Annotated in this window: 21 protein-coding genes; 9 read left to right on the top strand and 12 right to left on the bottom strand. The window is 65.4% G+C overall.

Annotated elements, in window-relative coordinates:
• The first annotated feature begins 5 nt into the window (after positions 1 to 5).
• Both H7J73_RS23095 and H7J73_RS23090 read left to right on the top strand, forming a co-directional pair.
• Positions 6 to 929, top strand: coding sequence for a 2-hydroxyacid dehydrogenase (locus H7J73_RS23095; RefSeq protein WP_264070045.1), 924 nt, complete (start codon positions 6 to 8; stop codon positions 927 to 929).
• A 36-nt stretch (positions 930 to 965) separates the two neighbouring features.
• A complete protein-coding gene (locus H7J73_RS23090; RefSeq protein ID WP_264070044.1) occupies positions 966 to 3,698 on the top strand; it encodes an MGH1-like glycoside hydrolase domain-containing protein in 2,733 nt (910 codons plus the stop codon).
• On the opposite strand, the gene H7J73_RS23085 is transcribed toward H7J73_RS23090, so the two are convergent.
• The 5 genes from H7J73_RS23085 to H7J73_RS23065 form a co-directional block, all read right to left on the bottom strand.
• Positions 3,695 to 4,519 (bottom strand): TIGR03560 family F420-dependent LLM class oxidoreductase, encoded by an 825-nt coding sequence (locus H7J73_RS23085; protein WP_264070043.1) that lies wholly within the window; start codon positions 4,517 to 4,519, stop codon positions 3,695 to 3,697. The two genes, H7J73_RS23090 and H7J73_RS23085, sit on opposite strands and share 4 nt — an antisense overlap.
• Before the next feature lie 24 nt (positions 4,520 to 4,543).
• Entirely contained in the window at positions 4,544 to 5,065 is a 522-nt protein-coding gene (gene recX / locus H7J73_RS23080; protein WP_264070135.1) for a recombination regulator RecX, read from the bottom strand.
• Complete coding sequence (gene recA, locus H7J73_RS23075; protein ID WP_264070042.1) at positions 5,034 to 6,083, bottom strand: recombinase RecA; 1,050 nt, start codon at positions 6,081 to 6,083, stop codon at positions 5,034 to 5,036. The genes recX and recA overlap by 32 nt, the downstream gene beginning before the upstream one ends.
• A 168-nt stretch (positions 6,084 to 6,251) precedes the next feature.
• The gene (locus H7J73_RS23070; protein ID WP_264070041.1) at positions 6,252 to 6,446 is read right to left on the bottom strand and encodes a DUF3046 domain-containing protein; all 195 of its coding nucleotides are present in this window, start codon (positions 6,444 to 6,446) and stop codon (positions 6,252 to 6,254) included.
• A 10-nt stretch (positions 6,447 to 6,456) separates the two neighbouring features.
• Positions 6,457 to 7,638, bottom strand: a complete 1,182-nt coding sequence (locus H7J73_RS23065) for a glycosyltransferase (protein WP_264070040.1) — start codon at positions 7,636 to 7,638, stop codon at positions 6,457 to 6,459.
• A gap of 42 nt (positions 7,639 to 7,680) precedes the next feature.
• Between H7J73_RS23065 and H7J73_RS23060 the strand changes: the two genes are divergently transcribed.
• On the top strand, positions 7,681 to 8,118 hold the full coding sequence (locus tag H7J73_RS23060) for a limonene-1,2-epoxide hydrolase family protein (RefSeq protein WP_264070039.1): 438 nt from the start codon (positions 7,681 to 7,683) through the stop codon (positions 8,116 to 8,118).
• Positions 8,118 to 8,546 carry a DUF5313 domain-containing protein gene (locus H7J73_RS23055; protein ID WP_264070038.1) on the top strand — a complete coding sequence of 143 codons (429 nt, stop codon included), beginning with the start codon at positions 8,118 to 8,120 and terminating at the stop codon, positions 8,544 to 8,546. The genes H7J73_RS23060 and H7J73_RS23055 overlap by 1 nt, the downstream gene beginning before the upstream one ends.
• A gap of 6 nt (positions 8,547 to 8,552) precedes the next feature.
• Here H7J73_RS23055 and pspM read toward each other — a convergent pair whose 3' ends face one another.
• From pspM to pgsA, 5 genes are all read right to left on the bottom strand, one after another.
• The gene (gene pspM / locus H7J73_RS23050) at positions 8,553 to 9,356 is read right to left on the bottom strand and encodes a phage shock envelope stress response protein PspM (protein WP_264070134.1); all 804 of its coding nucleotides are present in this window, start codon (positions 9,354 to 9,356) and stop codon (positions 8,553 to 8,555) included.
• A gap of 29 nt (positions 9,357 to 9,385) precedes the next feature.
• A complete protein-coding gene (gene pspA, locus H7J73_RS23045; RefSeq protein WP_264070037.1) occupies positions 9,386 to 10,198 on the bottom strand; it encodes a phage shock protein PspA in 813 nt (270 codons plus the stop codon).
• Between the two features lie 115 nt (positions 10,199 to 10,313).
• Positions 10,314 to 10,640 carry a transcriptional regulator ClgR gene (clgR, locus tag H7J73_RS23040; protein ID WP_264070036.1) on the bottom strand — a complete coding sequence of 109 codons (327 nt, stop codon included), beginning with the start codon at positions 10,638 to 10,640 and terminating at the stop codon, positions 10,314 to 10,316.
• 88 nt (positions 10,641 to 10,728) lie between these two features.
• Complete coding sequence (locus tag H7J73_RS23035) at positions 10,729 to 11,226, bottom strand: CinA family protein (protein WP_264070035.1); 498 nt, start codon at positions 11,224 to 11,226, stop codon at positions 10,729 to 10,731.
• Positions 11,204 to 11,812 carry a CDP-diacylglycerol--glycerol-3-phosphate 3-phosphatidyltransferase gene (gene pgsA, locus H7J73_RS23030; protein WP_264070034.1) on the bottom strand — a complete coding sequence of 203 codons (609 nt, stop codon included), beginning with the start codon at positions 11,810 to 11,812 and terminating at the stop codon, positions 11,204 to 11,206. Before pgsA ends, H7J73_RS23035 begins: the two co-directional genes overlap by 23 nt.
• Positions 11,813 to 11,866: 54 nt before the next feature.
• Here pgsA and H7J73_RS23025 point away from each other — a divergent pair, with 54 nt between their 5' ends.
• Positions 11,867 to 12,388 carry an amino-acid N-acetyltransferase gene (locus tag H7J73_RS23025; RefSeq protein ID WP_264070033.1) on the top strand — a complete coding sequence of 174 codons (522 nt, stop codon included), beginning with the start codon at positions 11,867 to 11,869 and terminating at the stop codon, positions 12,386 to 12,388.
• Positions 12,389 to 12,468: 80 nt separating this feature from the next.
• Entirely contained in the window at positions 12,469 to 13,362 is an 894-nt protein-coding gene (locus tag H7J73_RS23020; RefSeq protein WP_264070032.1) for an endonuclease domain-containing protein, read from the top strand.
• Positions 13,363 to 13,420: 58 nt separating this feature from the next.
• Here H7J73_RS23020 and H7J73_RS23015 read toward each other — a convergent pair whose 3' ends face one another.
• Complete coding sequence (locus H7J73_RS23015; RefSeq protein WP_264070031.1) at positions 13,421 to 15,982, bottom strand: FtsK/SpoIIIE family DNA translocase; 2,562 nt, start codon at positions 15,980 to 15,982, stop codon at positions 13,421 to 13,423.
• A 210-nt stretch (positions 15,983 to 16,192) separates the two neighbouring features.
• On the opposite strand from H7J73_RS23015, the gene H7J73_RS23010 reads away from it, so the two are divergent.
• The gene (locus H7J73_RS23010) at positions 16,193 to 16,507 is read left to right on the top strand and encodes a putative quinol monooxygenase (RefSeq protein WP_264070030.1); all 315 of its coding nucleotides are present in this window, start codon (positions 16,193 to 16,195) and stop codon (positions 16,505 to 16,507) included.
• Between the two features lies 1 nt (position 16,508).
• On the top strand, positions 16,509 to 17,312 hold the full coding sequence (locus H7J73_RS23005) for a mycofactocin-coupled SDR family oxidoreductase (RefSeq protein ID WP_264070029.1): 804 nt from the start codon (positions 16,509 to 16,511) through the stop codon (positions 17,310 to 17,312).
• A gap of 24 nt (positions 17,313 to 17,336) precedes the next feature.
• Here H7J73_RS23005 and H7J73_RS23000 read toward each other — a convergent pair whose 3' ends face one another.
• Positions 17,337 to 17,963, bottom strand: coding sequence for a TetR/AcrR family transcriptional regulator (locus tag H7J73_RS23000; protein WP_264070028.1), 627 nt, complete (start codon positions 17,961 to 17,963; stop codon positions 17,337 to 17,339).
• Between the two features lie 106 nt (positions 17,964 to 18,069).
• On the opposite strand from H7J73_RS23000, the gene H7J73_RS22995 reads away from it, so the two are divergent.
• Positions 18,070 to 19,275: a cytochrome P450 gene (locus H7J73_RS22995; RefSeq protein WP_264070027.1), complete on the top strand. Its 1,206-nt coding sequence runs from the start codon at positions 18,070 to 18,072 to the stop codon at positions 19,273 to 19,275.
• Position 19,276: the final 1 nt, after the last annotated feature.

Genomic DNA, 19,276 nt, shown 5'->3' with positions numbered 1-19,276 from the left:
TCGCAGTGGCCCATCCCCTGAAAGTCCTTGTCCCCGACGACCTCGGCGTCAAAGCACTCAGCAGCACACCGGGTATCGAGGCGATCCGGTACGTGCCCGGTGACCCGTTTCCCCCGGAACACCTGGATGCGACGGTCGTCGTCGTCGACTATGACCACGCCAAGGAGACGGGGGCCAGGTTCGCCGAGTTGCCCGGGCTACGGCTGCTGCAGACCCTCAACGCCGGCTTCGATCAGTGGCTCCCCCACCTGCCGGCCGGCGTGCTGCTGTCCAACGGCCGTGGCGCCCACGGCGGTTCCTCGGCCGAATGGGTGGTCGCCGCGCTGCTCGCCATCTACCGGGATCTGCCGTTTTTCGCGCAGCGCCAAGCCGACGGCGTCTGGGACCCCCGTGAAACCGAAACGCTCCTCGGAAAGCGGATCGTCGTTCTCGGGGCAGGCGACCTGGCCGTCAACCTGGCCGCACGGCTCGCGCCGTTCGAAGCCGAGGTCACCCTGGCGGGCCGGACAGCCAGACCAGGCGTAGTGGCGCTGACCGAGGTGGACACACTCCTGCCCGAGGCGGACGCGGTGGTCGCCCTGCTACCGAACACCGAGACGACCCGACACATCGTCGACGCCGACTTCCTTGCCCGTCTGCGCGACGGCGCGATCGTCGTCAACGCGGGCCGGGGCGCGCTGGTCGACACCGATGCTCTGCTTGCCGAACTCGTCGCCGGCAGGCTGCGTGCCGCACTCGACGTCACCGACCCAGAGCCTTTGCCTGCCGGCCATCCGCTCTGGTCGGCGCCCGGCCTGTTGCTGACACCGCACATCGCCGGCGACACCTCCGGGGCGTGGCGACGGGCGTACGCGGTGGCGCTGCACCAGATCGAGACTTTCGCCGACGGCGGCACACCACCGAACCTGGTCGCCGGCCCTGGCGCCTGACAGCTCCCGGACACGCCGGACGTTAGGTTAACGGCTATGAAACACCGCACCGCTGAGCAGGTCGGCGCCGAACGCGGCCGGGTCGACAGCTTCGGGCGGCTCGACCAGGGACTGCGGCACGCCAGCGACTGGTACCTCTGGGGGCCGTATCTGAGCGAGCGGCAGTGGGGCACCGTGCGGGAGGACTACAGCGCCGACGGTGACGCCTGGAACTATCTGCCGCATGACCATGCCCGCTCCGTGGCCTACCGGTGGGGCGAGGACGGCCTGGCCGGGTTCTGCGATATCGAGCAACGGCTGTGCCTGGCGCTGGCACTGTGGAACGGCAACGACCCGATCCTCAAAGAGCGGGCGTTCGGGGTGAACAGCTACGAAGGCAACCATGGCGAAGACGTCAAGGAGTATTGGTGGTATCTCGACGCGCTACCCAGCCACGCTTCCAACAGATGGCGTTACCACTATCCGCAAAAGAGCTATCCATATCAGAAACTGTTGCAGGAGAACCAGAGTCGCGGTAAGGACCAACCGGAGTACGAACTGCTGGACACCGGAGTCTTCGATGACGACCGGTACTGGGTCGTCGACGTCGACTACGCCAAGGCCGATCCCACCGACATCCTGATGACGGTCACCGTGACCAACGCCGGCCCCGATACCGCCACCCTGCATGTGCTGCCCACCCTGTGGTACCGCAATACGTGGTCTTGGGGTGAACCGACTGATGCGCCGACCATTTCGGGGACTCCCGAGGGCGCCGTCACCACCACCCATCCGTTCCTCGGTGATCTCGAATTGCTGTGCGGCCCAGCGCCCGACGGGGACCAGCCGCAGCTGCTGTTCTGCGACAACGTCACCAACGTCGCTCGCCTCTACAACCAGGATCCGCTCTCCCGCTATCCCGCCGACGGCATCAACGACCATGTCGTCACCGGCGCCGCGACAGTGAACCCGGCCATGACCGGCTCCAAATGTGCCATGTGGTATCAGCTTTCGGTCAAGTCAGGACAGTCCGTCGAACTACGATTACGCCTACGACCCGCCGGTGTGACGCAGGCAGGTGCGCTCGGTGACGACTTCACCGATATCTCGGCCGAACGCAAGGCCGATGCCGACGAGTTCTACGCCGAGCTCACGCCGCCGGCGGCATCGGCTGACGAAGCCGCGGTGATGCGGCAGGCGTTCGCCGGCATGTTGTGGAGCAAGCAGCTCTATTACTACGACGTCGCGCGATGGCTCGATGGCGACCCCGGCCAGCCCGCCCCACCGCCACAGCGGCAGTTCATCCGCAATGACCGGTGGCGCAACTTCCAGGCGTTCGATGTGATGTCCATGCCGGACACCTGGGAGTACCCGTGGTTCGCCGCGTGGGATCTGGCGTTCCAGTGTGTGGCCCTGGCCCATGTCGACCCCGCGTTCGCGAAATATCAACTGTCCCTGCTGTGCCGGGAGTGGTTTCAGCATCCCAACGGGGCGTTGCCGTCCTACGAGTGGAATTTCAGCGACCTGAACCCGCCGGTCCAGGCGTGGGCAGCCCTGGAGGTCTTCGCGATCGACAACGGCCGCGACATGGACTTTCTCAGCCGGATCTTCGACAAGCTTTTGGTCAACTTCACGTGGTGGATCAACCGCGAGGACGCCGACGGCTCCAATCTCTTCGAAGGTGGCTTCCTGGGGCTGGACAACATCGGCCCGCTGAACCGATCGGAGCTGCCGTTCGAGGGGATTCTGGAGCAGTCCGATGCGACGGGCTGGATGGCCACCTATGCGTTGGCGATGGCTCAGATCGCGGCGATCCTGCATGGCACCGGGTATCGGCCCGCGCTGGATCTGGTGCAGAAGTTCGTCGAACACTTCGCCCTGATCGCCGACGCGCTGGACACCGTCGGGGTGTGGGACGAAGCCGACGGCATGTTCTACGACCGGATCGTGCTGCCCGACGGCACGGTCATACCGGTGCGCGTGCATTCGATGGTGGCGATGATCCCGCTGCTGGCCACCGCAGTCATCGACGAGGACGTCCTGGAACAGTCGCTGGCGGTCGGCAAGCGTTTCGCCGACTACCTGCGCCGGCGCGGGCTTGCCGATACCGAAAAGACGGACACCGAAGTGCTGCGGTTGCAGGACGGCCAACAGCGCCTTCTACTCGGCGTGATCGGGATGGACCGGGTCCGCCGGATGATGAGCACCCTGTTCGACCCAGCGGAATTCCTCTCACCGCATGGCCTGCGCTCGTTATCGGCCTATCACCGCGAACACCCGTACGTGCTGAACGTGAACGGCCTGCAGGCCGGCATCGACTACGAGCCGGCCGAGTCGACCACCGGCATGTTCGGCGGAAACTCGAATTGGCGTGGGCCGGTGTGGTTTCCGTTGAACTTCCTGGTGGCCTCAGCCCTGGAGCGCTTCTATCATTTCTGCGGTCAGGAGCTCGTCATCGAGTATCCGACCGGTTCGGGTAACGAGGTCACCCTCGACGTCGTCGCCGATGACCTCCGAGGCCGACTGGTGTCACTGTTCTTGGTCGGTGCAGACGGCAACCGGCCGTGTTTCGGCGCCTCACAGCGGATGCAGACCGATCCGCGGTGGCGGGACAATCTGTTGTTCCACGAGTACTTCAACGGTGACAACGGCACCGGCCTGGGCGCCAGTCACCAGACCGGCTGGACCGGACTGGTGGCCGATGTGATCCGGCGCAGACACGGCGCCGTTCCGCCGATGTCCGAGGTGTTCTCCGAAGTGATGGCAAGCCGCCGCAACAGGTCCGACTAGGCCAGCTCCGCGATCCGCTGAAGCTGGGCCACCGTCGGCGGTTGATAGAACGAGAGCACCGCATGCGCACAGCCGGCCGCCTCGAACTCGGGCAACCGGGCCAGCTGCTCGTCGATCTGACCCTCCTGAGTGGGATACAGGAACAGCTGGACGGAGCGGCGAATCTGCGCCGGGTCACGGCCGGCGTCCCGGCAGGCAGTGTCGAGCCGCGCGCTGGTCTCGGCCCACACTTGTACATCGCCGATGCTGGTCGCGTTCCACTCGTCGGCGTGGCGGGCGATCACGCGCAGCATCCGTGGCTTGTCGCCACCGATCACGATCGGCGGATGCGGACGCTGCACCGGTTTGGGCTCGCACAACGCTTCGGTCAGCGTGTAGAACTGACCCGTAAACGTCACCGACTCCTCGGTCCACAGCCGACGGATCACGGTCAACGCCTCATCGAGCATGGCGACACGTGTGCCCGCGCTGGGGAATTCGATACCGTAGCCGCGGTGCTCACGCTCGTGCCACCCTGCCCCGATACCGAAATCCAGCCGACCCCCGCTGATGTGGTCCACCGTGACGGCCATCTTCGCCAATACGGCGGGATGGCGATAGGTCACGCCGGATACCAGGCAGCTGATCCGCGCCCGACGCACCACTGATCCCATCGCGGCCAACGTCGTCCAGCCTTCGAAGGTGGGCGTGGCTGGCTCGCCCAGCCCGTAGAAGTGGTCATAGTTGGCGACCGAATGGAAACCCAGCTCGTCAGTGTTGCGCCAGAATTCCTCCAGCACCGGGTAGTCGAAGGTGGGCGCCAGCTTGGCGGAGAGCAGCATGCGCCCATTCTGCAACAGAAACTGCTAGACCCTCCGGCGGTCCCGCTCCGCTGCCAATTCGGTGCGAACGACGTCGAACGCCATGCTCTGGTTGTAGCCGCGGCGGGCCAGCATCGCCACCAGTCGCCGCATGATCTTGTCATCATCGTCACCGGTCAGCGCCTCGCGCCGCAGCTTGCCCTGCACCAGCTGCTCGGCTCGCTCCCGCTCGGCTCCGGCGTCGATACTCTCCAGGGTCGCGGTGATCACGTCACCGTCGACACCCTTGTTTCGCAGCTCAACAGCCAACGCGCGCTTACCTTTTCCTGCGTTGACATGTCGGGCCCGCACCCATTGCTCAGCGAAGTCCACGTCGTCGATCAGGCCGACATCGGCCAACCGGTCGAGCACCCGGGCACTGACGTCATCGGGGTATCCCCGCTTCTCCAGCTGCCCCGCCAGCTCGGCCCTGGAGCGGGCTCGCGCGGTGAGCAGGCGCAGGCATACTGCCCGCGCCTGCTCCTCGCGCGATGGCTCAGAAGTCGGCTGGGGCTGGGAGAACGCCATTGGTCGCGTCATCGGTCACCACTGCACCAATACCGAGCTTTTCCTTGATCTTCTTCTCGATCTCGTTGGCAACTTCGGGGTTTTCCATCATGAAGTTGCGGGCGTTCTCCTTGCCTTGACCAAGCTGCTCACCTTCATAGGTGAACCAGGAGCCGGACTTGCGGATGAAGCCGTGCTCGACACCCATGTCGATCAGCGAGCCCTCCCTGGAGATGCCCTTGCCGTAGAGGATGTCGAATTCGGCCTGCTTGAACGGGGGCGCCATCTTGTTCTTGACGACCTTGCAGCGAGTGCGGTTACCCACCGCGTCGGTGCCGTCCTTGAGCGTCTCGATGCGGCGCACATCCAGGCGGACGGAGGCGTAGAACTTCAAAGCCTTTCCACCCGTTGTTGTTTCGGGCGAGCCGAACATGACGCCGATCTTCTCGCGCAGCTGGTTGATGAAGATCGCGGTAGTGCCCGAGTTGTTCAGCGCACCGGTGATCTTGCGCAGCGCCTGGCTCATCAGGCGAGCCTGCAGGCCGACGTGGCTGTCGCCCATCTCGCCCTCGATCTCCGCGCGTGGCACGAGTGCGGCCACCGAGTCGATAACCAGGATGTCCAGCGCGCCGGACCGGATCAGCATGTCAGCAATCTCGAGTGCCTGCTCACCGGTGTCGGGCTGACTGACCAGCAGCGAATCAGTGTCGACACCGAGCTTCTTGGCGTAATCGGGATCGAGTGCATGCTCGGCGTCGATGAACGCCGCGATACCGCCGGCAGCCTGCGCATTGGCCACCGCGTGCAATGCGACAGTGGTCTTACCGGAGGATTCCGGGCCGTAGATCTCGATGATGCGGCCACGAGGCAGTCCGCCGATGCCCAGCGCCACATCCAGAGCGATGGATCCCGTCGGGATGACCGAGATCGGTTGGCGTATCTCGTCGCCGAGGCGCATGACCGAGCCCTTGCCGTGACTCTTCTCAATCTGCGCGAGGGCAAGCTGGAGAGCTTTCTCGCGATCAGGGGCTTGCGCCATGGTGGTGCCTCTCCGGTAGTCGTGTTCGGTGACCGGTGTTCCAGTCGGTTGGTCCAGAGGTTAGGACTGCCCACCGACAAAAGTCGCCGCGTCGAACGCTCACCACAATAACGAACAGATGTTCGAAGACAAGGACCGACACGCCGCGGGGTCAGACGACCCGAAAAGTCACCACTGATCGCGGGGTACGTCGAAATCTGCGCACAGTGCGCGCCACACATCGCGCGGTTCCGCGCCATCCTCGATGGCCTGCGCCGCGGTGCGGCCACCCATGCTGGTCAACACGTGGTCGACAAGCAACGAAGCCCCCCGCACCGCGCCGAACTGCCCGTCGACGAGCTCACGGAATTCAGTCAGCCGCACGCCACCCAATTTACCCAGCCTCCATCAGTGCCTCATGGCACACCCGTACCGGATCGGTGACACCGCCGGTTTCCGACAGCGACGCCCCAGCCCGCCGGGCCGCCTCCCGGTAGCCGGGCACCGACAACACCTCACGCACCGCGGTCACCAGAGCCTCAGCCGTCAGAGGCCGGATGAGTCGTGCACTACCTTGGCGCACAACGCGATTGGCCATTTCCCATTGATCGCCCCCACCGGGAACCACCACCAGTGGCACACCCGCCAACAGAGTTTTGGCGACAATTCCGTGCCCGCTGCCGCAGACCATCACGTCAGCCTGGGACAGCAGTTCGTCCTGCCGGCCCAGGCCGGCGACCGCCCAAGGCGGCAGGGACAGGTGCTCGCCACCGAGGCGAGACACTGCCACGCGCGCGCCCTCGGGCAGCACCTCCCCCGGCGTCAGACACTGCACCGCCAGCTCGGCAAGTCCCGTCGTCCCCGTCGTCGCCGTGGATGGCGCCACCGCGATCACCGGGCCATCACCGGGCGGTATCTGCAGCACCGCCTCGGTCGGCTCGAAATGCAGTGGCCCCACCACGACGGCCTCGCGGGGCCAGTCCGGGCGCGGGACCTCGAGGGCGGGCAGCGTGGCGATCAGCCGTCGCACCGGCCCTGGATCGACGGCAGGCAGGCCGATCCCCACCCTGGCCGCCGAACGTTGCTGCAGTCCCTTGCGCCATGACCGGGCCGTCAGCGACCGCATCACAGTGTCCCGCAGCCGCCCGCCGATGCCGGTACCCGGCGCAAGCCCACTGCCCAACGGCGGAAGGCCCTTCGACGGCCGGTAGAGCGGGTGGGGATTGAGCTCGACCCACGGGATGCCGAGCAGCTCCGCGGCCATCCCCCCGCAGGCGGTGATGACATCGGAGACCACCAGATCGGGCGCCAGTTCGCGCAGCACGGGGACGTTGCGCACCGCCATCCGGGCTGCGCGCTGATGGATCTTGGCTCCGGAATCAGCGTCATCGTCGGCCGCGGTGGGGTCCAGGCCGAGCAGTTCGACCGCGTCGATGCCCGCCGCCGCAGCGGTGTCGAGCCATTCCATGCCGGTGAACAAGGTCGGAACGTCCCCGGAGCCCAAGAATCGCAGGCACAGCGCGATCGCGGGAAATGCATGCCCAGGATCAGGGCCGGCGACCACGGCAACACGCATCGCCATACCCTGTCACAGCTGGTGCGAACTAGGCTGGTGGCCATGACGGAGCAGACCGATGTGAGTACGGATGCCAATACCGCGACCGTGGAGAAGTTCCTCGGGGCGCTGCGCGACAAGGACCTCGATACCGCCGGCGCACTGTTGGCCGAAGATCTGGTCTACCAGAATGTCGGATTCCCGACGATCCGCGGTTCTCGGCGCGCGATGAAGCTGTTCGCCGGTATGCAGCGGCCCAGCGTCGGGTTCGACGTCAAGATCCACCGGGCTGCCGCAGAAGGTGATTCCGTGCTCACCGAACGGACCGACGCGCTGATCTTCGGGCCGCTGCGGCTCAACTTCTGGGTGTGCGGCATCTTCGAGGTTCACGAGGGCCGAATCACGTTGTGGCGCGACTACTTCGACAACTTCGACTTCATCAAGGCACTGGTGCGCGGGGTGGCGGCGATCGCCGTTCCGTCGTTGCAGCGGAAGTTCTGATGACGGGTCCAGTCGCGGCAGCCGGCCGCACCAAGCCGAGTCTGTGGCAGCTGATCGGCTACTGCTATTTCAGCCGCCGCCTGCCGGACTCGATGCTCGACTGGGTCCGCAACGACCTGGCCGGCCCGGGTGCGACGCGGCGGGTGATGATCCGGGTCTTCATCCCGGCGTTCGTGATCCTGTCGCCGTTCTGGCTGATCCCGACGACGCTGTACGTTCACCTGTCGATGACGGTGCCGATCCTGATTCCGTTTGTGTACTTCTCGCACGCGCTCAACAAGATCTGGCGCCGCCACATGCTGCGGCTACACGGGCTCGACCCGGCTCTGGTCGACGAAATCTCACGCCAGAAGAACGCCCATATCCATCAGGCATACATCGACAAGTACGGCCCGCGGGACGGCCCGGCCTCCAGCAGCGATATCTGAGCGCCCTCAAGCCCTACGTAGCTCGCCCAGTTCGTCGAAGGCCTGCGCCCAGCCGAGCAGCCGATCGGTCGCGCCGGTCAGCTCATCGCGGTAACGCTGCTGCGACATGGGCGAAACCGGCATCGATCCGCCCGTCGCCGCGGATACCAGATGTGCTGCGGCAGTGACCATTTCGTTGTACTGTCGGACGCCGTTGCCCAGCTGTGCGGTGAATGCGTTGATGCTGGGCACCAGGTAGGCCTGCGAGTGCGGGGTGGCGCGGACTGCGCGTTCGATCGATACCACCTCGGCGGCCGTGGCGGCCATGGTCGACGAACTCCGGTTGGCCGCGAGCGTCAGCTCGCGAATCTCCTCAGCCGGTAGCAGTTTGGTGCGTTCCATCACGCCCAGTAACGAGAAGAATCCTCGTTCCGAAGCACCGAGGGCCGACATCGCCGGGCGCGCAGCCGAACCCGGCGGCGGCAGCCTGCGGGCAATGCCCGGGCGTTGCGCCGGCAGCGGGGTGGCCCGCAGCCACCGGTAGCGCAGCAACAGCAGGGTCGCGGGGAAGGCAGCACCGGCGGCAATGAGTCCGGTGATCAGCAGGCCCCATACCGGGACACTCCAGGTTGCCAGCAGCCCGGTGACGAACACCCAGAACAACGACGAGAAGCCGAAGAACAACCCCAGCCGCAGCGCCCATTTGCGCTTACGCAGCTGCCGCGCCCGCGGGTCGGCGACCGCGCTGAGCTTGTGGGCCACTACCTCGGCGGCTTCGCTGGCGGAGTCGATCCCGCGTTGGACCAACCCATGCCACTGCCGAGCCGCCATCTTCGTCGCCAAAGGGACCTTCTTCCGGATTACTGGCCGAGCGGGTTCTCGGGAGTGGCCTCGGCAGCTACAGCGGGGGTGGCCGGAGTGGCCGTCGGCGCGCCGCCTGCAGGAAGTGCGTCGCCACGCATCGACGCTTTGATCTGCTCGAGACGGGAATGGCCGGCCATCTGCACACTGGCCTGCTGGACCTCCAGCATGCGGCCCTGCACCGAGTTCTGCGCGAGCTCCGCTTCGCCCATCGCGTTGGCGTAGCGCCGCTCGATCTTGTCGCGAACCTCGTCGAGGGTGGGCGTGTTACCCGGAGCGGCGAGATCGCTCATCGACCGCAGCGACGCGCTGACCTGCTCTTGCATCTTGGCCTGCTCCAGCTGGCTGAGCAGTTTGGTGCGCTCGGCGATCTTCGTCTGCAGCATCATCGCGTTCTGCTCGACAGCCTTCTTGGCCTGAGCGGCGGCCTGCAACGATTGATCGTGCAGACCTTTGAGGTCCTCGACACTCTGCTCGGCGGTGACCAGTTGCGCCGCGAACGCCTCGGCGGCGTTGTTGTATTCGGTGGCCTTGGCGGCATCCCCGGTGGCGGCCGCCTGATCTGCCAGTGTCAGCGCCTGCCGGACGTTGGCCTGCAGCTTCTCGATATCGGCAAGCTGACGGTTGAGCCGCATCTCCAGCTGGCGCTGGTTACCGATCACCTGGGCGGCCTGCTGGGTCAGCGCCTGGTGGGTGCGTTGCGCTTCCTCGATGGCTTGCTGAATCTGGATCTTCGGGTCAGCGTGCTCGTCGATCTTCGAGTTGAACAGCGCCGTCAGGTAGCGCCATGCCTTCACGAACGGATTGGCCATGGATTCATTCCGCCTTAAGTTGTCGAACTCTGCCTGGCATGTACATGTTCGTAGCCCAATTTATCGGGTCCGCACAGATCGCCACACCCCCGGCAGAAATTGATCGCCGAGGGACTTACGCAACCGCCATCGTGACCGTCGACGGGATGACGACCTTCGTCGCAGCGTCGATATTGGTCGCGCCGGTGCCGGCCAAGGTCACCTTCTCCTGGCGCGCCATCCGCTCGCCGGCGTCAGTCAACACCCGCGACAACGGGATCTCCAACGCCGAGCAGATGGCGCTGAGCAGCTCGCTCGAGGCTTCTTTGCGACCGCGCTCGACCTCGGAGAGATAACCCAGGCTGACCCGCGCCGAATCGGAAACCTCCCGCAGAGTGCGGGCCTGGGACGTCCGGGCACGGCGCAGCACGTCGCCGATGACCTCACGCAGCAATGCCGCCATCGTGCTCTCCTTTGTCCTGGGGTAAAGCGCAGTATTCCCTAGATAAACGTCACCGACGGGCGGGATGGTTCCCAGTCGGCGAACTGATTCAGTTCGCGGCCACCAGTGCGCGCAGCCGAACGATTGCCTCCTGCACCGCCGCGCGCCGGATGTCCCAGCGTGAGCCGCTCAGATGCAGCTCAACCACCTCGGCGATCTTGCTCTCCGGCGGACCCGCCACACCGAGGAAGACCGTGCCGACGGGGTGCCCGCCATGGGGTTCCGGCCCTGCCGCACCAGTGAGGCCGACGCCCCAGCTGGCCTTGCAACGTTGCTGCGCGCCGACCGCCAGCGCCCGCGCTGTCGGTGCGGCTATCGGACCGACAGCGGCCAGCAGGTCGGGCGCAACACCGGCAAGCGTGATCTTGGTGGCCTCGGTGTAAGTCACCAGTCCACCGAGCAACACCGCGCTGGCACCCGGTACCCCGGCCAACGTCGCCGCCAGCAGTCCCGCGGTCAACGACTCAGCCGTCGCCACGGTCTGCCGACGCACCGTCAGCTCGGCGACCAGGCTGCGCGCCTCGTCACTGACCAGCGGGTCGTCCACGCGAATCCCTCACCGCCGAGACGACGTATTCGGCGCCGGTGAACACCGTCAACACGATGGCCAGTGCCATCACCACCCACGCGACGGTCAGCCAGATACCGGCCAGCGGCAGGATGAACAGGCCGATGGCCACGGCTTGGACCAGGGTTTTGAGCTTGCCACCGCGGCTGGCGGCGATGACGCCGTTGCGCAGTACCGCGAAGCGCAGCACAGTGACACCGAGTTCGCGGACCAGGATCAGCACAGTGACCCACCAGGGCAGGTCGCCGAGCATGGACAGGCCGATCAGGGCCGCACCGATCAGCATCTTGTCGGCGATCGGGTCCGCGAGCTTCCCGAACTCGGTGACCATGCCGTAGTTGCGGGCCAGCTGGCCGTCGAACCGATCCGTGATGACCGCGACGGCGAAGACGGCGAAAGCAGTGACGCGGCTGGCAGTTTCGTGCCCGTCGCCGGCGAACAGGGCGAGCAGGAACACAGGGACCAGGATCAATCGCAACGCGGTCAGCGCGTTGGCCAGGTTGTAGACGGAGACGGGGGGAACCGCGGGTGGAGTCGTCCCCGGTGTTTCTGAGGATCCCGTCACCGCAACAGAATATCGGTTGGCACTGGACGGCCTCACAGCCGATACTGTGCAGCCGTGACTACGGGCGTAGGTGAACAGGTCGAACAGCCGGTGGTGCGGCGCGCACGCACGTCCGATGTGCCGGCGATCAAGCGTCTGGTCGACACCTACGCCGGCAAGATCCTCTTGGAAAAGAACCTGGTCACGCTGTATGAGGCGGTCCAGGAATTCTGGGTCGCCGACTATCGCGGCGAGATCATCGGCTGCGGGGCGCTGCACGTGCTGTGGGCCGATCTAGGCGAAGTGCGCACTGTCGCGGTAGACCCGAAGGTCAAAGGGCACGGGGTGGGGCATGCGATTGTCGCCAAGCTGCTCGACGTCGCCCGCGAGCTGGAGCTTCAGCGCCTGTTCGTGTTGACCTTCGAGACGGAGTTCTTCGGCAGACACGGGTTCACCGAGATCGACGGCACCCCGGTGACCGCCGAGGTCTACGAGGAGATGTGCCGCTCGTATGACATCGGTGTCGCCGAGTTCCTCGACTTGTCGTACGTGAAGCCCAACATCCTGGGAAATTCCCGAATGCTGCGCATCCTGTGACGATCTGAAGTCGACTGAGCGCTCACGCGCGACATGTGAGCTAGAACTAGGACCTCAGCGCTCACTCAACGGCGTTGTGCATGAGTGTGCACCCGCAGCCACTCGAACTGGCAGCGTTCCCGGGCGTGAAGCGGGTCTTCCGAGGCAGTGAAGCGCTGGCGGCAGGGCAGGTAAACCGATATCAACTCGGCCGGAAGTTTCAGCGCGTATTTCCCGACGTCTACGCACCGGTCGGACCGCTCAGTTTGCAAGACCGTACCGTCGCCGCCTGGTTGTGGTCTGGTCGCCTTGCGATCGTTACCGGTCAGGCTGCTGCGGCGCTGCACGGCTCGCGATGGGTTGATCCAGATGTCCCGGTCGAACTGAACTTCGGAAACAACCGGAGTCCGCGCGGGATCATCACGCGCCGCGAATCGCTGCCGGCCGGCGAGATCGGCCGCCGAGGTGGGCTGCCGGTGACCACGGTGGCCAGGACCGCATTCGACCTGTCGCGCCGCGGACCCCGACGCCGCGCGATCGCTGACGTCGATGCGTTGGCCAACGCGACCCGCTTATCCACCGGCGAGGTATTCGCGATAGCTGGACGTCATCCGCACCTTCGGGGATTGCGGCACGTGGCGGACCGACTGGACAGCGTCGACGGCGGGGCTCAGTCGCCGCGGGAGACCTATCTTCGGTTGGACCTGATCGGCGCCGGCTTCCCTCCGCCCCACACACAGATTGCGGTCGCGCGGCCAGAGGGCCGGTGGTACTACCTGGATATGGGGTGGCCCGACCTCATGCTCGCCGTCGAGTACGACGGCGAGCAGCATCGGACCGACCGGGCACGCTATTACGGCGATGTCGTCCGGCTGGAATACCTGGCCTCAAGGGGATGGATTGTCATCCGAGTCCTCGCCGATCACCGACGCGCTGACATCATCGGCCGCGTACACCGCGCCTGGGAATCCCGACTTGGCTGTGCCGCAGGTTGAGTGAGCGCTCAGGCTCCACACCGACGCGAAATGTGCGACCTGAGCGCTCACTCAACGGCTAGAAATCGGGCTCCCCGTCGCCGCCGTTGGCCCCTGAGGCATCTGAGCCGCCACGGATCAGCATCAACGTCCCGGCCAGCTCGTCGGGTTTGACCAGCACCTCGCGCGCCTTCGATCCCTCCGAGGGGCCGACGATCTGACGGGTCTCCATCAGGTCCATCAGCCGACCCGCTTTGGCGAACCCGACCCGCAGCTTGCGCTGCAGCATGGAGGTCGACCCGAACTGCGACGACACCACCAATTCGACGGCCTGCAGGAAGACATCCATATCGTCGCCGATATCGGGGTCGACGTCGGTGCGCTCGCCACCTGGCTTCGCCGCGGTCACACCCTCGAAGTACTCCGGCTCAGCCTGTGCCTTGGTGGCCTCGACTACCGCCTGGATCTCCTCGTCGGAGATGTAGGCGCCCTGCAACCGGATCGGCTTGTTGGCGCCCATCGGCAGAAACAGGCCGTCGCCCATGCCGATCAGCTTCTCAGCGCCCGCCTGGTCGAGGATGACGCGGCTGTCGGTCAGCGACGAGGTCGCGAACGCCAAACGCGACGGCACGTTGGTCTTGATCAGGCCCGTCACCACGTCGACGGATGGGCGCTGCGTTGCCAACACCAGGTGGATGCCGGCGGCGCGGGCCTTTTGGGTGATGCGCACGATCGCGTCCTCGACGTCGCGCGGTGCCGTCATCATCAGGTCGGCGAGCTCGTCGACGATCGCCAGAATGTAGGGGTACGGCTTGTAGACGCGCTCGCTGCCCAACGGCGCGGTGATCTCACCGGAGCGCACCTTCTCGTTGAACACATCGATGTGGCGCACGCGATTGGCCTGCATGTCCTGGTAGCGCTGTTCCATCTCCTCGACCAACCACGCCAGCGCGGCCGCGGCCTTCTTGGGCTGCGTGACGATCGGGGTGATGAGGTGCGGAATGCCCTCGTAGGGTGTGAGTTCCACCATCTTGGGATCGATCAGGATCATCCTGACCTCATCCGGGGTGGCGCGCGCCAGGATCGACACCAGCATCGAGTTGACGAAGCTGGACTTGCCGGAACCGGTCGAACCGGCGACCAGCAGGTGGGGCATCTTGGCCAGGTTCGCCGAGATGAAGTCGCCCTCAATGTCTTTGCCTAGTCCGATGACCAGCGGGTGATGGTCGCGGCGGGTGCTCGGCGCGGTCAGCACATCCGACAGGCGAACCATCTCGCGATCGGTGTTGGGTACCTCGATACCGACGGCGGACTTGCCGGGGATCGGAGCGAGCATCCGAACACTCTCGGTTGCCACCGCGTAGGCGATGTTCTTTTGCAGCGCAGTGATTTTCTCGACCTTGACGCCGGGTCCGAGCTCCACCTCATAGCGGGTGACGGTCGGGCCGCGGGTGCAGCCGGTTACGACCGCATCGACTTTGAACTGCTGCAGTACCGACTGGATGGTTTCGACCATCTTGTCGTTTGCCGCACTGCGCAGCTTGGGCGGATCGCCGGCGACGAGCAGTTCCAACGACGGCAGAACGTACGGTCCTTCGACGACGCGGTCGAGTGAAAGGGTGTCCTCCTTCGGTGCTGCCGGTTTGGCTACCGGGACCGCATCGGCTTTCGGGATGCGACGCTTGGGTTTCCGCTCCGCGGCCGGCTCCGGGATCGTTGGCGCGTCATGGAGCTGCAGATCTTCGTCGAGCGGGTAGTTCTGCTGCGGTGTGCCACCGGGCCAGACCGGCGGCTCGTCATCGCCATAGGAAATCGGGTCGTCGTAGTAACCGTCGGAGAAGTCGTCGCCCGCCGCAATGTCGGGGGATTCGTCGTCGTAATCGTAATCGTCGTAATCATCGTCGGATTCGCGGCGCAGCATTCCGGTGCTGAACATCGTCCGCAACGTTTCCGGCACCTCGCGGATGGTCGTCCCGGTCAGGAGCAGCACGCCGAACAACGCCGCGATGAACAACAGTGGGGCGGCGATCCATACGCTGAGACCGTCAGCCAGCGGGCCGCCGATCGCGAATCCGACGAAGCCGGCCGCGTGCTGTCGACCGACCGGCGACTCCGGCGACCCGCTGCACATATGCCACAACCCGAGTGCGGGCAGCGCGATCATCGCGGTACCCAGGATCAGCCTCGGCCGGCTCTCCGGATTGGGTTCGGTCCGCATCAACGTCACCGCGATCACCGCGATCAGGATGGGTAGCAAAACGACACCGGCGCCGACAAAGCTGCGTAGCGCCCCGTCGATCCATTCTCCGACCGGACGAGCCGCGTCGAACCAGGAACTCGCAGCGATGACCACCCCGACCCCGAGTAGCGCCAGCGCTATACCGTCGCGACGGTGGCCGGGATCGATATCGTGCGCGCGCCCGACCGACCGGGCTGTCTTACCCGCTCCCCTGGCCAACATCAGCCAACTGGCGCGTGAAGCGCGGCCGACGGCAACGCCCGCAGACGCGATCGGCGATCCGGTGCGCCGCGGGGCGGCCTTCGCGGGCTTTTTCCGGGGCGCGGCAGGGCGCTTCGCGGGTGTCCGGGCCTTTGAGCTGCCCGAACGTGCTCCTGAGCGCGCGGCGGTCTTACTTGCCATGGGGGTAAGACTAGTCGCAACAGTCACAGTTTCACCATTAGCCACACTGGTCACAGTTCGGTTGCGATACATCGTTCTGAGGGCGCATCGACGAGGAGCAGTACCTCACTTGATCTGGCATTAGGCAGTGGCCCGCTCGCGTCACAGGATGCTCGGTAATGTGATCCACGCCGCACCCGACTCAGCGAAGCGTCCGAAGGAGCTCTCCCCATGCCCGTAGTTGTCGTCGCCACCATGAAGGCCAAGCCGGAGTCCGTCGAGGCCGTGCGTGAGGCGTGTAAGCGGGCGATCGAAGCCGTCCATGACGAGCCGGGCTGCCAGTTGTACACACTGCACCAGGCCGACGGCACATTCGTGTTCGTCGAGCAGTGGGCTGACGCCGACGCACTGAAGACCCACAGCACCGCACCCGCAGTCACCGCCATGTTCGGCGAGATCGGCCCCCTGCTCGACGGAGCACCGGATATCAAGATGCTGCAACCGGTTCCGGCCGGCGATCCCGCCAAGGGTCAACTCGTCCACTGAGATGGGATCACTGACGGGAAAAGTCGCCTTCATCACCGGTGCCGCCCGCGGGCAGGGCCGCGCGCACGCCGTCAAATTGGCCTCCGAAGGCGCCGACATCATCGCGGTGGACCTGTGCGACCAAATCGCCTCCGTGCCCTACCCGATGGCAACGCCCGACGATCTCGCCGCAACGGTGAAACTGGTCGAGGACACCGGTGCACGAATCGTCGCGAACCAGGCCGACGTTCGGGATCGCGCGGCGCTCAAGACCGCACTGAAACAGGGTGTCGACGAATTCGGCCGTCTCGACATCATCATCGCCAACGCCGGCATCGCCCCGATGGCGGGTGAGGACGCGTGGCAGGACGTGATCGACGTCAACCTCACCGGCGTCTATCACACCGTCGACGTGGGAATGCGTCCGATGATCAAGGCCGGCAATGGTGGAGCCATCGTGTTGACAAGCTCGGTCGCCGGACTAGTGGGTTTGGCCGCACCCCAGGCCGGTTCCATCGGTTATGCCGCCGCCAAACACGGCCTGGTCGGATTGATGCGGGTCTATGCCAATCTGCTCGGATCGCTGAACATTCGAGTGAACTCCATCCATCCGGGCGGGGTCCGGACACCGATGGTGGAGAACGAGTTCACCCGTACATGGCTGGAGGCCATGGCCAACAACGAAGGCGGCGCCAGTTCCATCCAGATGGAGACCGTCGAAGCCGAGGACATCGCCAACACGGTGGCCTGGCTGGTCTCCGATGCGGGCCGCCATATTTCCGGCGTCACGCTGCCGATCGACGACGGATACGTCAACAGGCGCTGACCCCGGACCCGGTGAAGCCGGCGTTCACAAGGGCCAACTCTCCGAGGCGGCCGCGTACCGCAGCGGGACGGCCGCGGGCAGTGGCCGACGCTCGCCGGTGGAGATCGCATCGAGAAAGAGCGCGACGTAGCGACGCCAGCCGTCACTGCCAGGATCCATCGTCCACAACACGCTGTTGAGCATTATGACGATCCGGGTCAGGTCGTCGGCCACCAGATCAGCACGCAGAAGTCCGGCCCGTTGGGCCCGCCCGGTCAACTCGGCCAAGGCAGCTTCCAGATTCGCGGAGACGTCGGCCAACGCATCGAACCGCCGGGCCGCTGCGAGCAGATTATGCTCGCTGACGCCGAACGATGTTGCTGTCTCGATCAATTCGGAGAGCGCTTGCAGCGGGTCGCTCGTGGACAACGATTGCGCGATCGCGGGGGCGAACCCCTCGGCAATCCGCTGATCCAGGACAGCCCGCACCAAGCCCGCCCTGCTGGGAAATCTGCGGTAAAGCGTTCGCTCCCCCACTCCGGCACGGCGAGCGATGGCATCGAGGGGCGCATCGGGACCGAGCTCGCTGTACACCTCGTAGGCAGCGCGCAGGATGCGGTCGGCATTGCGAGCGGCATCAGTGCGCAGTTGCCGACCTTGCCCGTTTTCCACGACGCCAGCCTAACTGACAGTTGACTGCCAGTTCATCCGAACTTACGCTCAGAGAAGTGACAGTCGACTGTCGATTAGCTCACGAGCGTCATCTTGAGGAGCGCCCATGACCCACCCCACTCCGATTGCGGCCCTACCGATCATCCCCGCTCCGCGCGCCGCGGGCTGCCCACTGGCACCCCCCGCCGAATTCGCGGTGTGGCGAGAATCCGACGGCCTGCAGCAGGCACTGTGGCAGGGCAAAAAAGTATGGATGATCAGCCGCTACGCCGATATCAGGGATGCCCTGGTCGACCCGCGCCTGTCCGCGAACACCATGGCCTACAGCGTCGAAACGACCGCCGACCAGAGCAGCCCGTCGATCTTCCCGCGTCTCGACGATCCCGAGCACAATCGCCTGCGCCGAATGATGGCGAGGGACTTCACCTTCCGGCGCGCAGAAACGATGAGACCGCAGATCCAGGAGCTGGTCGATCGATTTCTCGACGACATGATCGCCGCGGGACCGCCTGCCGACCTGGTGCGCTCGTTCGCGCTGCCGGTGCCCTCGCTGGTGATCTGCCTGCTACTGGGCGTGCCGTACCAGGACCACGACTTCTTCCAGCGCGCGAGCAGCACCAGTCTCGATTCGAGTGCCACCGAGCAGCAGAAGGCGGAGTCCAGCCTGGCGCTGTTCACGTATATGACCGAACTGGTGGCGCGCAAAGAGCGCGAACCCGGGGACGACATGATGAGCAGGTTGATCACCGACTACGTCGCCACCGGTCAGCTGAGCCGGGAGACCGCCGCAATGAACGGGGTGATCATGCTCGCCGCCGGGCATGAGACGACGGCGAACATGATCTCACTGGGCACCCTTGCGCTGCTTGATCATCCGGACGAGTTCGACCGACTGCGCAACACCGATGACCCGACGGTTGTCGCCGCGGTGGTCGAGGAGTTGATGCGATATCTGACGATCGTGCACAGCCTGATCGACCGGGTGGCCACCGAAGACCTGACCATCGGTGGCCAGCTGATCCGGGCCGGCGAGACAGTGCTGATGAACCTGCCGGCCGGGAACTATGACGGGGCATTCGTCGAGCGGCCCGAGTTGTTCGACAGCACTCGCGGTACCCGCGGGCATCTCGGCTTCGGCTTCGGCGTGCACCAATGCCTGGGGGCGAACCTCGCCCGCGTCGAAATGCAGGTCACTTTAACCACTTTGGCGCGCCGACTGCCCGGGCTGCGATTGGCGGTTCCGGCCCAGCAGCTGAGCTTCCTGAACAACAAAGAGATTTACGGCGTCACGGAGCTGCCGGTCACCTGGTAAT

It is taken from the genome of Mycolicibacterium komossense (assembly GCF_025822605.1).
Classification (GTDB): domain Bacteria; phylum Actinomycetota; class Actinomycetes; order Mycobacteriales; family Mycobacteriaceae; genus Mycobacterium; species Mycobacterium komossense.
Note: the sequence above shows the minus strand (reverse complement) of the source record. Positions and strands in the feature narration are given on the sequence as shown.

Coding starts and splice junctions, on each gene's coding strand:
- H7J73_RS23020 (WP_264070032.1), top strand. CDS start 12,469: ATGAGTGTGCACCCGCAGCCACTCGAACTGGCAGCGTTCCCGGGCGTG.
- recA (WP_264070042.1), bottom strand. CDS start 6,083: ATGGCGCAAGCCCCTGATCGCGAGAAAGCTCTCCAGCTTGCCCTCGCG.
- pspM (WP_264070134.1), bottom strand. CDS start 9,356: ATGGCGGCTCGGCAGTGGCATGGGTTGGTCCAACGCGGGATCGACTCC.
- H7J73_RS23005 (WP_264070029.1), top strand. CDS start 16,509: ATGGGATCACTGACGGGAAAAGTCGCCTTCATCACCGGTGCCGCCCGC.
- H7J73_RS23065 (WP_264070040.1), bottom strand. CDS start 7,638: ATGCGTGTTGCCGTGGTCGCCGGCCCTGATCCTGGGCATGCATTTCCC.
- H7J73_RS22995 (WP_264070027.1), top strand. CDS start 18,070: ATGACCCACCCCACTCCGATTGCGGCCCTACCGATCATCCCCGCTCCG.
- pspA (WP_264070037.1), bottom strand. CDS start 10,198: ATGGCCAATCCGTTCGTGAAGGCATGGCGCTACCTGACGGCGCTGTTC.
- H7J73_RS23085 (WP_264070043.1), bottom strand. CDS start 4,519: ATGCTGCTCTCCGCCAAGCTGGCGCCCACCTTCGACTACCCGGTGCTG.
- H7J73_RS23015 (WP_264070031.1), bottom strand. CDS start 15,982: ATGGCAAGTAAGACCGCCGCGCGCTCAGGAGCACGTTCGGGCAGCTCA.
- clgR (WP_264070036.1), bottom strand. CDS start 10,640: ATGGCGGCATTGCTGCGTGAGGTCATCGGCGACGTGCTGCGCCGTGCC.
- H7J73_RS23010 (WP_264070030.1), top strand. CDS start 16,193: ATGCCCGTAGTTGTCGTCGCCACCATGAAGGCCAAGCCGGAGTCCGTC.
- H7J73_RS23055 (WP_264070038.1), top strand. CDS start 8,118: ATGACGGGTCCAGTCGCGGCAGCCGGCCGCACCAAGCCGAGTCTGTGG.
- H7J73_RS23090 (WP_264070044.1), top strand. CDS start 966: ATGAAACACCGCACCGCTGAGCAGGTCGGCGCCGAACGCGGCCGGGTC.
- H7J73_RS23060 (WP_264070039.1), top strand. CDS start 7,681: ATGACGGAGCAGACCGATGTGAGTACGGATGCCAATACCGCGACCGTG.
- recX (WP_264070135.1), bottom strand. CDS start 5,065: ATGGCGTTCTCCCAGCCCCAGCCGACTTCTGAGCCATCGCGCGAGGAG.